This is a genomic window from Sandarakinorhabdus sp. (assembly GCF_040398665.1).
In the GTDB taxonomy this organism is placed as follows: domain Bacteria; phylum Pseudomonadota; class Alphaproteobacteria; order Sphingomonadales; family Sphingomonadaceae; genus Sandarakinorhabdus.
Genome location: NZ_JBBATQ010000002.1, coordinates 58,414 through 70,813 on the forward strand (window position 1 = coordinate 58,414; position 12,400 = coordinate 70,813).

Genomic DNA, 12,400 nt, shown 5'->3' on the forward strand with positions numbered 1-12,400 from the left:
AACTCATTGCGTCTTTTGGGTAATTTGTGAAAATATCGTGACAGTTCAAGGCGCTGCACCAGCAGAGCGCGCCGCCACGACGACGATGCGTGTGACGATTGCGCTGATCTGACCGCCCGGCTTGTGCCGGGGCCGGTCATTGCCGATGAAGAACAGGCCATGTCCACATCCTTGTCTCCAACGCTCCCTGCTTCAACGCCGCCGGATCGTCCGATCCTTCGCGATGCACCGACGCCAGCGCGCAGTGCCGCGTCTGCCCGCCACATCCTGATCACCGGTGCGTCGGGCGCGTTGGGCGGCGCGCTGGCCCGCGCACGCGCAAAGCCGTGTGTGGCGCTGCAACTGTGGGGGCGCGATCTTGGGCGTCTCGCGGCCACGGCAGACGCCTGCCGCGCTGCGGGAGCCGACGTGACGGTGCGCAGCCTCGATCTGGCGGACATCGGCGCCATGCTCGCTGCCATTGCCGAGGCCGATGCGGCAACCCCATTTGACGAGGCGCTGCTGGTCGCCGGGCAGGGCGATACGGCGGCGGCGGACGCCAGGGTGGAGGATGCCGCGCAGGTCGCCCGGCTGGTGCAGGTGAACTTCGCAGGCCCAGCGGCGCTGGCAGCGGCGCTGGCGGATCGGATGGCGGCACGCGGCCACGGCCGCATCGTGCTGATCGGATCGGCGGCGGCCTTTCATGCCTTGCCGTTTGCGCCGGCCTATGCGGGCAGCAAGGCCGGGCTGGCGCGCTTCGTCGATGCGCTGCGCCTGGCGGTGCGGGGCTCTGGCGTGCAGGTGACCTTGGTGTCGCCCGGCTTCATCGATTGGCCCGGCGGCGGCCGGCCGGTGCCGCGGGCGCTGCTGATGTCGCTGCCGACGGCCGTGCGGCGGGTGCTGGCGGCGGCGGATCGTGGCCAGTCCCATGCCATCATTCCCTGGCCGTTCGCCGCGCTGCGCCTGATCGACCGGCTGTTGCCAGCGCCGTGGCGCGATCGGCTGTTGCTGGCCTTCAAGCCGCCGTGAGCGCAGCAATCAGCGCGTGATGCAATTGGGCCGGTGACAGATCGCAGGGGCCATCGCCACTGCTGATCATCTGCCCATCCGTTCCATAACGCAGCAGCACGAACGGCGTATGGCGCGGGCCATCCGGTGACGTCGCGCCGGGAATGCTGGGCCGATGATCACCATAGAACAGCAGCAACGCCGGCTGCGCGCGCGCGGCAAGGCTGGCGTGCAGACGCGCCAGCATGGCGTCGCCCCGGCGAACCAGTTTCAGATAGGAGGTGGACAGGCTGCCTGTTGCTGCCGCCCCATCAACCAGCCAGGGCCCGTGATTTTCGATGGTGACCGCATGCAGCAGTGTGGGGCCGGTTGCGGCCGCGATCTGCGCCAGCACCGCATCGGTGATCGCCGCATCAGAGACATAGCGGCCCTGTTCCGCCGTGGGCGGTGCGAAACGGTCCAGCCCGATCAGTTCATCGAAGCCGGCGGCTGGCAGGATCGCATCGCGGCCATAGAAGCGCATGTCGTGCGGATGGACGAACAGGCTGCGCCAGCCGGAGCGGGCCAGACGTGCCGGCAGGGCGTGGCTGGCCTCGCCTGCGGCGGTCAGATAGGGATCGAAGCGGCGAAACCCCAGGGCGGCCTCGTCCCGGCCGAAGATCACGCCATATTCGGTGCGCATCGTATAGGCGCCAAAGCCCGACACCAGCAGCCGCCCGTGCAGCCAGGCCGCGCCTCGCGCTGCGGTCAGGCCGGGCAGGGCCAACGCCGGATCACTGAACAGCTCGGCCGGATCGGCAAAGGATTCGCACTGGATGATCACCACCAGCCCGGCATTGGCTGGTCCCGGCAGCGTTGCGGTGGATGGCAGCGGGTCGCGGCTGGCGCGCCAGCGCTGCCGGTGCAGGAAGATGGTCGCCAGCAGGCCATGGCGCGCCACATCGGCATCGGCATCGGGCACCGGCGCCAGATCGCGCCAGGGCGGCAGGCGCAGGCTGATAGCCAGCAGCGCCAGCGCCCCGCCCAGCACGGCCAGGCCCCACAGATGCGGGGCCAGCGCCGGCACGAACAGCCAGGCCATCGCTGCGGGCGCGGCCAATGCGCCGCCCACCAACGCCAGCAACTGAAGCCGGCTGAGCGCGGTGAAATAGAATTGCGGATGCCGGAACAGCGCCCGCACCAGCGCCAGATCGGAGAACAGGATCGGCTCGCCCAACACCCGGTGCTTGGCATTCGATCCCAACACCAGCGCCGCCATCAGCATCAGCGTCGCCGCCGCCGCTGCCAGCGGATTGCCGCACAGCGCCAGCACCAGGCCAAAGCCTGCCAGTAGCCCCAAGCCCTGCACCCACAGCCCAGCCGCGCTGCGCAAGGCCTTCGCGGCGCGCGGCTGCACAGCCATGTCCAGCAGCGTGGTGCCAACCAGCAGGGCGACAATGATCAGCGGCAAGTTCGGCACTGCAACAGGAGCTCCATACGGGTCTGGCGCCGCTGCCATGCCCAAAGCGTGGCCAAATGCCCACAACATTGGTTGAAATTGTGGCGGCTCTTGCGCAATTGCCGCCCAAAAGGCAGGGAGCGCGGGGGGCGGTGTGTGTTGTGACCGCAGGGCAGATGGTGCGGACAGGGGTCGCAAAACGGGTCTGATTCGGCCCGCCACGGAGCGCAATTGATGCCCGAAGGATCGATCATGGCCCAGGCCACGCTCACGCCCGCGCCCGCCGCGCGGCGCAGCGTGTTGTTGTTGCAGGGCTTGATGGGTCCGCTGTTCCGTCGGCTGGGCCAGGGCCTGCTCGCCGCCGGGCATCATGTGCACAAGGTGAATTTCAACGGCGGCGATCGCGCCTTCTGGCGGTTGCCCGGTGGCATCGATTATCGCGGCACGCTGGCCGATTGGCCCGATGCGCTGGCCGGCATCATTCGCGCCCACGCCATCACCGATGTCGTGCTGTTCGGTGATTGCCGCGATCACCATATCCAGGCCACGCGCGTCTGCCGCGAACTGGGCATCACGGTGCATGTGTTCGAAGAAGGCTATGTCCGCCCCGATTGGGTGACGCTGGAACAGGGCGGCGTGAACGGCCATTCCACGCTGCCGCGCGATCCGGCCTGGTATCGCGAAGTGGCGGCAACGCTGCCGCCGGTGCCGGTGCACACCCGCGTGCTGTCCTCCTTCCCGCGCCGCGCCACCGAAGGCGTGATCTACAATGTCGCCGATCTGTTCAGTCGCTGGCATTATCCGCACTGGCGCAATCACCGGCCCTGGCATCCGTTGGTGGAGGCCACCGGCTGGGCGCGCAAGCTGCTGCGCCGCAAGCGCCGCGAGACCGAAGCCGCCGCCCTGCTGAACCGCCTGGCCGCCCCCGACGCGCGTTATTTCCTGTTTCCGCTCCAGCTTGATTCCGATGCACAGATCCGGCTGCATTCTCCCTTTGCCGGGATCGCCGATGCGCTTAAGCTGGTGATCGAATCCTTTGCCGCCCATGCGCCGGCCGATGCCCGGCTGGTGGTGAAGGAACATCCGCTCGACAATTGGGTCCGCGATTGGAACCAGGAGGCGCGGGATGTCGCCACCCGCTGTGGCGTCGCCGATCGGGTGGATTATCTGGCGTGGGGCGATATCGAAGCCATTGCTCAGGGCGCCCTCGGCATGGTGACGATCAACAGCACCAGCGGCACGCTTGGTCTCGCCAAGGGCGTGCCGGTGATCGTGCTCGGCCATGCGGTGTACGACATTCCCGATATCACCTGCCAGAACGGGCTGGATGATTTCTGGCAGCGGCCGGTGCCGCCCGACGCCGCCACCTTTGCCGCCTTCCGCCGGGTGCTGATCGATCGCTGCCTCATCCCCGGCGGCTTCTTCAGCGAGGCGGCGCTGGCCCGCGTGATCCAGCATGCCATCGCCCGCTTCGAAGGCCGGCCGCTGCTGCCGGAATAGGGCCTACGCCGGGTCCTGATACAGCAAGGTGATGCTGATCCGGCGGTTGCGCGGGTCGGTGGGCGCATTTTTCACGAAGGGATCGGTATCGGCCACGCCTTCGATGCGGCGGAACCGGCTGCCGGCTATGCCGGCACCCATCAGCAGGCGGCGGGTGGCATCGGCGCGGGTGGTCGAAAGGCTCCAGTTCGAGGCACCGCCCGGCGATTTGAAGCCCAGCGCATCGGTATGGCCGCGCACCGCCAGATGATTGGGCGTGTCTTCGATGGCATGCGCCACGGTCTGCACGAGGCTGCCGGCGGCGGTGGTGGGGGCGGCGGTGCCCAGGGCGAACATCGAAAAATCGGCGCGCTCCACCAGATCGATGCGCAGGCCATCGCGGGTCTTCACGAATTTCACCTGGCCCTTCAGGCCCTTCAATGTCGGATCGGCTTCCAGCCTGGTTTGCAGCTTGCGGGTGATGGCCTCGAACCGCGCTTCATCGCTCGCCTTCTTGCTGCCGGCCTGGCCTTGCAACGGCTGATGTACGCCGGGCTTCGGGTCGGGCCGCGTCGGTTTCAGGTCGCTGCCCGCCTGGGTCAACGGCCGCTTGCCGGTGGTTTCCGGGCGGACCGAACTGCCCTCTGGCGCCACCACCGATTTGCCGCCGAACAGGCCGTTGGAACCGCCGCTGGCCTGCATCTGGATGACGGTGGGGGTGAAATAATCGGCGATGCCCTTGCGTTGCTGTTCGTTGGTGGCCCCCAGGATCCACAGCAGCATGAAAAACGCCATCATCGCGGTGACGAAATCGGCATAAGCGATCTTCCAGGCGCCGCCATGGTGGCCATGGCCGTGCACTTTCACCTTCTTGATGATGATCTCCGGCTCGATCTTGCCTTCCGGTTTCATGTGGGCAGGCTCACTTTGCCGTCCGCAGACCGTCGAAAATCTCGCTGAAACTCGGCTGGTGGGTCGGGCTGATCGCGGTGCGCGCCGATTCGATCACCAGCGGCTGCGGCTGGCCCTTCAGCGTGGCGATGATCACCCGGCGCACCACCAGATAAATCTCGCTGTCCTCGTCGATCACCGCCTTCAGCCGCGCCGAAAGCGGGCCGACGATGCCATAGCTGAGCAACACCCCCAGAAACGTGCCGACCAGTGCCGAACCCACCATCGCGCCCAGAATGGCGGGCGGCTTGTCGATGCTGCCCATCGTCTTGATCACGCCCAGCACGGCCGCGACAATGCCCAGCGCCGGCAGCGCGTCCGACATGGTCTGCAGGCGCTCGACCGGCTTCAGCGCGGCATGGTGGTGGGTTTCGATATGGGTATCGATCACCTCTTCCACCGCATGTGGTGACAGCGTGCCGGTGGAAACGACCAGCAACCGGATTGAATCGGTGACCAGGCTGATGAAGAAATGATCCGCGGCAAATTGCGGATACTCGGCAAAGATGTTCGATGATTTCGGGTCCTCGATATGCGGTTCCACCGCCGTCGGGCCATCGGTGCGGAACAAGCGCATCAGCCGCGCCGTCAGGAAGATGGCGGCGCCATAATCGGCCTTCTTGTATTTCGGCCCCTTGACCACCTTGCCCAGGCCGCCACCCATGTCCTTGATGCCCTTGATATCGGTGGCCACCAGCGTGGCCCCGGCTGCCGCGCCGCCGATGATCAGGAATTCGTGCGGCAGCGCATGCATCACCGGCCCCAGGCTGCCGCCGGTGATGGCAAAGCCGCCAAACACCATGACGATGAGCACGACAAGGCCGATGATCGACAACATTGGGCAGGGCGGCTCCGGGTGAGGGTTCGCTCCGGATTACGGCCGGTGCCAAAGCGGATTAAATAGGTCCGTTGTGGAGGGGCAGCAGGAGCGCGACAAACGCCCTCCCCCTTGCGGGGAGGGCGCCAGACCACTTCGACAATCGCCTACCGCAGTTCGTCCCACAGGCTCAGCCGGGACACCCGCGCAAAGCTCGCCTGCGCCGCATCCAGCACCACGCCAAGCCGGTCCAGCCGCGCGATCGCGGCGGCCATGTCGGTGTCCTCCAGCTTTGATACCTCGCTCTTCAACTGCAATTGCGCCTTGTCGAGCCGCTCGGCTTCCGCTTCCAGCCGCGCCGCGCGTGTGCCCAGCGTCGCCTGCGCTGCGGCCAGCCGATCGATGTGGCCGTCAATCGCAGCCAGCGCCTCGTCCATGCCGGCTTCGAATAACGCCGGCCGGGCTTCGGTCAGGCTGGCGGCGAGATGCGCCAGCGCGTCGAACAGGTTGCGAGCGCGCGGGGGCGGCGGCCGCAGCGGGTCGGGCGCCGCCATTGGATCAGGTGGGGGGAGTGGCGCCGTCACCCCGAAGGCTTCCGGGCCGGTGATGCCGGCGGCCAGCGTGCGGCCCTGCACGGCGACCCGCGGGCTGGTGCCCAACCCGGCCCAGGCGGCCAGGCCTTCACTATCCTCGCCATAGCTGGGCGACAGGCCGGCCCCGGCGAACAGCGCCTCGCCATCGGGCCCGCGCGCTTCGGCCAGGCCGCGCGCAGCACTCAGCAATTCGCCGACTTCGTTGGCCAGGATCGTGCGGTCGGCAGCGTTCAGGCTGGCGTTGCGCCCGGCCAGTGCCAGTTCCTTGGCGCGCGCCATGATGTCGGCGATGCTGGCCAGTGCCGTCTCGCTGGCGGACAGGCGCGATCCGGCGGCGTCCATGGCCCGGCGCTGCACATCGGCGCTGGCATCGGCGCGTTTCAACGTCGCGGCGCGGGCAAAGGCCACCGGATCATCGCCGGGCCGCACCACCTTGCGGCCGGTGGAAATCTGCTGCTGCACGTCGGCCAGTTGCCGTGACAGATCGGTCAACCGGCGCACCGCGGCATCATGGCCGGATCGTGTCGAGATCGGCGGGATCACCGGCTGAGGCCCAGGATCTGATCGAACAGGTCGCGCGCCACGCCGATCACCTGCGCGTTGGCGCGATAGGCGGCCTGCAGGCGGGTCAGCTCGGCGGCTTCAACTTCCAGATCGACGCCCGACACCGCATCATTGGCGCGGGCCGTGTCTTCCTTCAGCGTGGCGGCCGCGGCCTCCAGACGGCGCGTGTCGGCGATGCGTGCGCCGATGCCGGCGCTGTCGGCGGCCAGTTCCGCCTCCAGCGTGCCGTTCGGCCCCGGTTGCACCCGCAGCCGCCCCAGCAGAATCGCATTTGCATTGTCCGGGCTGCCGGCCGGGGTGGGGCTGATTCGGAACAGATCACCGGCCGCCGCGCCTGCCGGCACGCTGAAGCGCACGCCCGGCCCGGCGATCAAGCTGCCATCGGCCGGCACCGTGTCGATCAGGGTGGTGCCGGCACGAATCTCCGCCAGGCCGCCAGCGATCACGCTGATCCGCCACGGCGGCGGCGTCGTGTCGCCGCCGGGCAGCGCCAGCGCGGTGGCATCATCGATGATCGTCGGCAGGCCGCTGCTGGCATTGTCCGGTGGCGCATCGATCTGCCAGCGCGCGGCGGCGGCGACCTCGCCGGGCTGCAGCGGCCGCAGCGCCAGGCCGCGCGCGCCGTCCAGCCGCGCCAGCGTCCATTGATCGCCGGCCACCGCGTCGCCGCCGATGCTGACCGTCAAGCCGTCGAGCAGCAACGGGCCCGCACCGGTCACGCTGGCGCTGCCATCGCCGCGCGCCAGGGTGAAGCCGGCAGCGTCCGCGATCAGCCGATAGCCTGATGCATCCGGCACCGCCCCATCGGCCAGCACCACATGCACCGGCGCGCGGCCGGCATTGGCCTTGCCCACTGTCGTCGCCACGCCCAGGCGCGCAAACACCGCCTGGCCCGGCGCGCCATCGCCATCGACCCCGCGCCCATGCCAATCATTGACCAGCGCTGCAAAGCCGGCAGCGCTGCTGTCCAGCGCGGCGCGGGCACGGGTGATGTCGGCGCTGGCCTCCAGCAGGCCAGCGAGCCGTCCGGAGGCGGGCAGGCGCAGCGGCGTGGGATCGAATTCCGGATTGAGCAGCACGGCCGCGCCATCGGGCGCCACCCCGATGCGACGGCTGTTGCCGGCCTGCGGCACCAGTTGCACCGCCGATGGCCCGCTGCCGAGGTTCACCTCGACCACACCGCGCGGGCCTTCATTGATGCTGATCCGCACCTCGGCGGCGAGATCGGCCAGCAGCCGGTCGCGGTTGTCGAGCATGCCGGCCGCCGCCGCATCGTCGGGATCGCCGCGCCGGAGCTGCTCGTTGATGCGCACCAGCGCGGCGGCGAGATCATTGACCGTGCGCGCCGACAGGGCGGCTTCACGGCCGATGTCGTCGCCGAGCGCGGCCAGCGCCTCGCCATGCCCGGCAAAGGCCGATGCCGCATCATCGGCCGCGCCCAGAAACAGCGTGCGCGCGGCGCGATTGGTGGGTGCGGCGGCCAGATCGGTGGCTGCATTGAAGAAGGCGCCGACCCGCGTCGCCACGTCGGCACTCACCCCCAGCCCCTCCAGCCGCTCCAGCCAGTCCAGCCGTGCCGCAAAGCGCGCCTGATCGCCGCTGGCGGTGCGCGCGGCATTGGCCTTGAGCGCATCGACATCGCGCACCAGCGTGGCGAACCGCACGCCGGCCGATGTCGGCGCACGCTCCAGCGGTCCGCCGCGCCCTGCCGGCTGCGTCGTCAGCAACGCGCGCCGCCGCACGAAGCCCGGCGTGTCGGCATTGGCGACATTCTCGCCCGTTGCGTTCAGCGCGCGCTGAAACGCCAGCACGCCGGAACGGCCAAGGCCGAGCAGATCCATCAGCGTTTCGCCTCGCGCGCCAGCAACTGTGCCAGGCCGAGCGGGGCGGCCGCCGTAAGGCTGCGCGCGCGGGTTTCGTCGATCAGGTCGCGGATCTGGTCGTTCGTGCCCATCAGATCGTCGCCGAGTTTGGCAGCGCGGGCGGTTTTCAGCAGGCGGGTGACGAGCAGGGCTTCGAAATCGCTGCCGGCCTTGGCGGCGCGTTTGGCGTCGTCTTGTGTCGGGTTCATCGGCAAGCCCTTCGACAGGCTCAGGATGAGCGGTTCCTTGATGGGAAGGGCAGGCGGGCGCACCGCCATCAGATCACCACCAGTTCGGCCCGCAGCGCACCGGCTGCCTTCAACGCCTCCAGGATCGCCACCAGATCGCCCGGTGCCGCGCCGATGGCGTTCACTGCATCGACGATGTCACCCAGCTTCGCGCCCGGTGCGAACAGGTTCATGCGGGTCTGCGCCTCGCCGGCCTCGACGCTGGATTGCTGGGTCACCACCGTCTGGCCGCGCCCCAGCGGAGCGGGCTGGCTGGCTTGCTGGTTCTCGGTGACGCGCACGGTCAGATTGCCGTGGGCGACGGCGGCGGGCAGGATGCGCACTTCGCCCGAAATCACCACGGTGCCGGTGCGCGCATTGACGATCACCCGCGCCGGCGGCGGTGACAATGCCACTTCCAGCGCCTCCACTCGCGCCGCCAGCGCGATGCGGCGGGTGGGATCATCGGGCGCATTCAACTTGATGCGGATGCCGTCTTCGGCCGTGGCGACCTCGCCGCCATAGGCGCGGTTGATGGCATCGGCGACCGCCTTGGTGGCGGAAAAATCCGGCTCGTTCATGTCCAGGTGCATCGGGCCGCGGTTGGTGAACGGCGATGGCACCGATCGTTCGACAATGGCCCCGCCCGGCACGCGGCCGGTGGCGGGTGTGCCGACGACGATGCGGCTGCCGTCACGCCCCTCCGCGCCGAACCCGCCCACTGCCAGACTGCCTTGCGACAGCGCATAAATCTCGCCGTCCGGCCCTTGCAGGCTGGTGAGCAGCAGCGTGCCACCGCGCAGGGATTTCGCCTGGCCCAGCGCCGCCACCGTCACGTCCAGCCGCTGGCCGGGCTTGGCAAAGGGCGGCAGTTCGGCGGTGACCATCACGGCGGCGGCATTGCGCAACTGCGGATTGACGCCGGGCGGCAGTCGCACGCCCAGCCGGCCCACGGCGGCGATGAGGGACTGGATGGTGAATTCCAGATTCTGGTCGCCGCTGCCGGTCAGGCCGACGACGACGCCATAGCCGGTGAGCGCATTGGCGCGCACCCCGGCAAAGCGCGCGATATCCTTCACCCGCTCGGCCTGTGCCGGCACGGCCAGCAGGGCCATCACCAAGGCGATCAGCGCCAGCATCAGAACGGCAGGATCCTGGCGAAGAAGCGCGCCAGCCAGCCTTGCCGGCTGTTGTCCGCCACCTGGCCGGTGCCGCCAAAGCGGATATGCGCATCGGCGACGCGGGTGGATTCGACGCTGTTGTCGGCACCCAGATCGTCGATGCGCACCAGGCCGCTGATCTGCAGATGCTCCTCGCCGCGATTGAGCGCCAGGCGCTTCTCGCCGGCCACGCGCAGCACGCCGCCGGGCAGCACTTCGGCGACGGTGACGCTGATCTGGCCGATCAGTTCATTGTTCTGCTCGGCGGTGCCGGTGCCGGCAAAGCCCTGGCTGCTGCCGGCTTCGGTGGCGCCGGGCGGCACCCGCGTGAACGGGAAAAACTGCGGCAGCCTTATGGCGGTGTCGCTTTCCCGGTTCGATCCGGCACTGGCGGATTTCGATGCGGTGGTGCGCTCGGCAAGTCTTATGGTGATCAGATCGCCCACCCGCCGCGCCCGCCGATCGGTGACCAGCCCGGTGAAGCTGGCGGGGTTGAACAGGCTGCCGGTGATGGCCGCCGGTTCGATGACCACGACCGGCAGGGCGGGGGGCATGGGCTTCACCTTGGCTGCGCAGGCCGGGGCAGAGAACAGCAGGAGCAACAGCGCCACGCCCTCCCCCTTGCGGGGAGGGCGGCTCGGCGCCAGCCGAGCGGGGTGGGGGTTCGCGCCTTGGGTTTCCACGGGCGCAACCCCCACCCCGCCGCGCTGCGCGCGGGTCGCCCTCCCCGCAGGGGGCAGGGAGTTGGGCGGCTCAAACATTCTGCACCACGTACCGGCTCATCTCGTCGGCCGCGCTGATCACCTTGGAATTGATCTCATAGGCCCGCTGCGTTTCGATCATGTCGACCAGTTCCTGCACCGTCGACACGTTCGATCCTTCCAGCATGCCCTGGCGGACCTGGCCCATGCCGGCCTGTCCGGCAACGCCCTGGGTTGGTGGCCCCGATCCGGCGGTTTCGCGATAGAGATTGTCGCCCACCGGCATCAGCCCGGCCGGATTGAGGAAGCGCGCCAACTGCAACTGCCCCACTTCCACCGGCACGGCCTGGCCGGGCAGGCTTGCCGTCACCGTGCCGTCGGGCGCAATCACCAACTGCGTCGCGCCATCGGGCACGGTCAGCGGCTGCGCCAGCCGCAGCCCGGCGGTCGTGACGATCTCGCCGGTGGCGGACAATTTGAAGCCGCCGTCGCGCGTATAGCCCACCGTGCCATCCGGCATCTGCACCGCGAAGAACCCGGCGCCGTCCACCGCCAGATCGAGCGCATTGTCGGTCTGGATCATCGTGCCCTGCGCATGGATACGCTCGGTGCCGACCACGCGCACACCGGTGCCGGTGCCCAACCCGCTGGCATATTGGCTGTCGGCGCCGCTGGCTGCACCGGGGCTGCGATCATCCTGATACATCAGGCTGGCGAAATTGGCGCGATCGCGCTTGAAACCGGTGGTGGAAACATTGGCGAGATTGTTCGAGATCGTCTTCATGCGCTGATCGAGCGCGTCGAGGCCCGAACGGGCAATCTGCAAGGCGGTGGTCATCGCATATGCTCCTCATTTGCCATCCAGGCTGATCAGCCGCGCACCCTGCTCGTCCATGTCCTGCACCAGTTTCAGCAGCCGGGCGTTCACTTCGAACCCGCGCTGTTCCTCGACCAGTTCGACCAAAGCTTCGGCGGCGGTGATGTTGGCGCTTTCCAGTGCGCCGGTTTCCAGGCGTGCGGCCGGGTCTGCCGGCAGCGGCTCTTCGGGCATGAACAGGCCATCGGCGGCCTTGTCGCGGCTTTTCAGGCTGCTGCCATCGACCAGTTTCAGCTTGCCGAGCGCCTGCGGTCCGTCGGGCAGGGTGGCGGTGATGGTGCCATCCTCGCCGATGGTGAGCTGAGCGCCGGGCGGCACCGAAATCGGCGCGCTGTTGCCGTTCAGCACGACGCGGCCATCGCCCAGCGTGATCAGCCCGGCGGCATTCACCTGCAAGTCGCCGCGCCGCATATAGGCCTCGCGCACATCGCCGCCGACGATCGGGCCCTGTACGGCCAGCCAGGCTTCGCCGGCCAGCGCGATGTCCAGCGGGCGGCCTGTCGCCGAAATGCGCCCCGGCTGGTGCGGCGTGGCCAGGCTGGGCGCGCCGGCCTGCGCCCGCGCGCGCCAGGCGCCATCGACAGCGCGCGCCGCGCTCAGATAGCGGCTTTCCTGCGCCACCACATCGCGGCGAAAGCCCGGCACGCCGGCGTTGGCCAGATTGTTGGCGGTCACCACGCTTTCGCGGGCCCGCGCCGAAAGGCCGGTCAGAACGGTGTAGATGGCGCGATCCATTGTTGAGCC

General features: G+C 68.8%; 12 protein-coding genes. 2 read left to right on the forward strand and 10 right to left on the reverse strand.

Annotation, left to right across the window (positions count from 1 at the left end; translation table 11 throughout):
• The first annotated feature begins 171 nt into the window (after positions 1-171).
• Entirely contained in the window at positions 172-1,008 is an 837-nt protein-coding gene (locus ABWP22_RS03060; RefSeq protein WP_353198474.1) for an SDR family NAD(P)-dependent oxidoreductase, read from the forward strand.
• Here ABWP22_RS03060 and ABWP22_RS03065 read toward each other — a convergent pair.
• A complete protein-coding gene (locus ABWP22_RS03065; RefSeq protein WP_502951077.1) occupies positions 995-2,446 on the reverse strand; it encodes an LTA synthase family protein in 1,452 nt (483 codons plus the stop codon). The genes ABWP22_RS03060 and ABWP22_RS03065 overlap by 14 nt on opposite strands.
• A 213-nt stretch (positions 2,447-2,659) precedes the next feature.
• On the opposite strand from ABWP22_RS03065, the gene ABWP22_RS03070 reads away from it, so the two are divergent.
• The gene (locus ABWP22_RS03070) at positions 2,660-3,925 is read left to right on the forward strand and encodes a capsule polysaccharide biogenesis protein (protein ID WP_353198476.1); all 1,266 of its coding nucleotides are present in this window, start codon (positions 2,660-2,662) and stop codon (positions 3,923-3,925) included.
• Positions 3,926-3,928: 3 nt separating this feature from the next.
• Here ABWP22_RS03070 and ABWP22_RS03075 read toward each other — a convergent pair whose 3' ends face one another.
• The 9 genes from ABWP22_RS03075 to ABWP22_RS03115 all read right to left on the reverse strand — a co-directional run bounded on the left by ABWP22_RS03075 (position 3,929) and on the right by ABWP22_RS03115 (position 12,391).
• Positions 3,929-4,816, reverse strand: coding sequence for a flagellar motor protein MotB (locus ABWP22_RS03075; protein ID WP_353198477.1), 888 nt, complete (start codon positions 4,814-4,816; stop codon positions 3,929-3,931).
• A gap of 10 nt (positions 4,817-4,826) precedes the next feature.
• Positions 4,827-5,693, reverse strand: coding sequence for a flagellar motor stator protein MotA (gene motA / locus ABWP22_RS03080; protein WP_353198478.1), 867 nt, complete (start codon positions 5,691-5,693; stop codon positions 4,827-4,829).
• 146 nt (positions 5,694-5,839) lie between these two features.
• Positions 5,840-6,808 carry a flagellin N-terminal helical domain-containing protein gene (locus tag ABWP22_RS03085; protein ID WP_353198479.1) on the reverse strand — a complete coding sequence of 323 codons (969 nt, stop codon included), beginning with the start codon at positions 6,806-6,808 and terminating at the stop codon, positions 5,840-5,842.
• Entirely contained in the window at positions 6,805-8,670 is a 1,866-nt protein-coding gene (locus ABWP22_RS03090) for a FlgK family flagellar hook-associated protein (RefSeq protein ID WP_353198480.1), read from the reverse strand. Before ABWP22_RS03090 ends, ABWP22_RS03085 begins: the two co-directional genes overlap by 4 nt.
• On the reverse strand, positions 8,670-8,900 hold the full coding sequence (locus tag ABWP22_RS03095) for a hypothetical protein (RefSeq protein WP_353198481.1): 231 nt from the start codon (positions 8,898-8,900) through the stop codon (positions 8,670-8,672). The genes ABWP22_RS03090 and ABWP22_RS03095 overlap by 1 nt, the downstream gene beginning before the upstream one ends.
• 68 nt (positions 8,901-8,968) lie before the next feature.
• A complete protein-coding gene (locus tag ABWP22_RS03100; RefSeq protein ID WP_353198482.1) occupies positions 8,969-10,057 on the reverse strand; it encodes a flagellar basal body P-ring protein FlgI in 1,089 nt (362 codons plus the stop codon).
• Complete coding sequence (locus ABWP22_RS03105; RefSeq protein ID WP_353198483.1) at positions 10,057-10,689, reverse strand: flagellar basal body L-ring protein FlgH; 633 nt, start codon at positions 10,687-10,689, stop codon at positions 10,057-10,059. The genes ABWP22_RS03100 and ABWP22_RS03105 overlap by 1 nt, the downstream gene beginning before the upstream one ends.
• 142 nt (positions 10,690-10,831) lie before the next feature.
• Positions 10,832-11,617 carry a flagellar basal-body rod protein FlgG gene (gene flgG / locus ABWP22_RS03110; RefSeq protein WP_353198484.1) on the reverse strand — a complete coding sequence of 262 codons (786 nt, stop codon included), beginning with the start codon at positions 11,615-11,617 and terminating at the stop codon, positions 10,832-10,834.
• Between the two features lie 12 nt (positions 11,618-11,629).
• Positions 11,630-12,391 (reverse strand): flagellar hook-basal body complex protein, encoded by a 762-nt coding sequence (locus tag ABWP22_RS03115; protein WP_353198485.1) that lies wholly within the window; start codon positions 12,389-12,391, stop codon positions 11,630-11,632.
• Positions 12,392-12,400 lie beyond the last annotated feature (9 nt).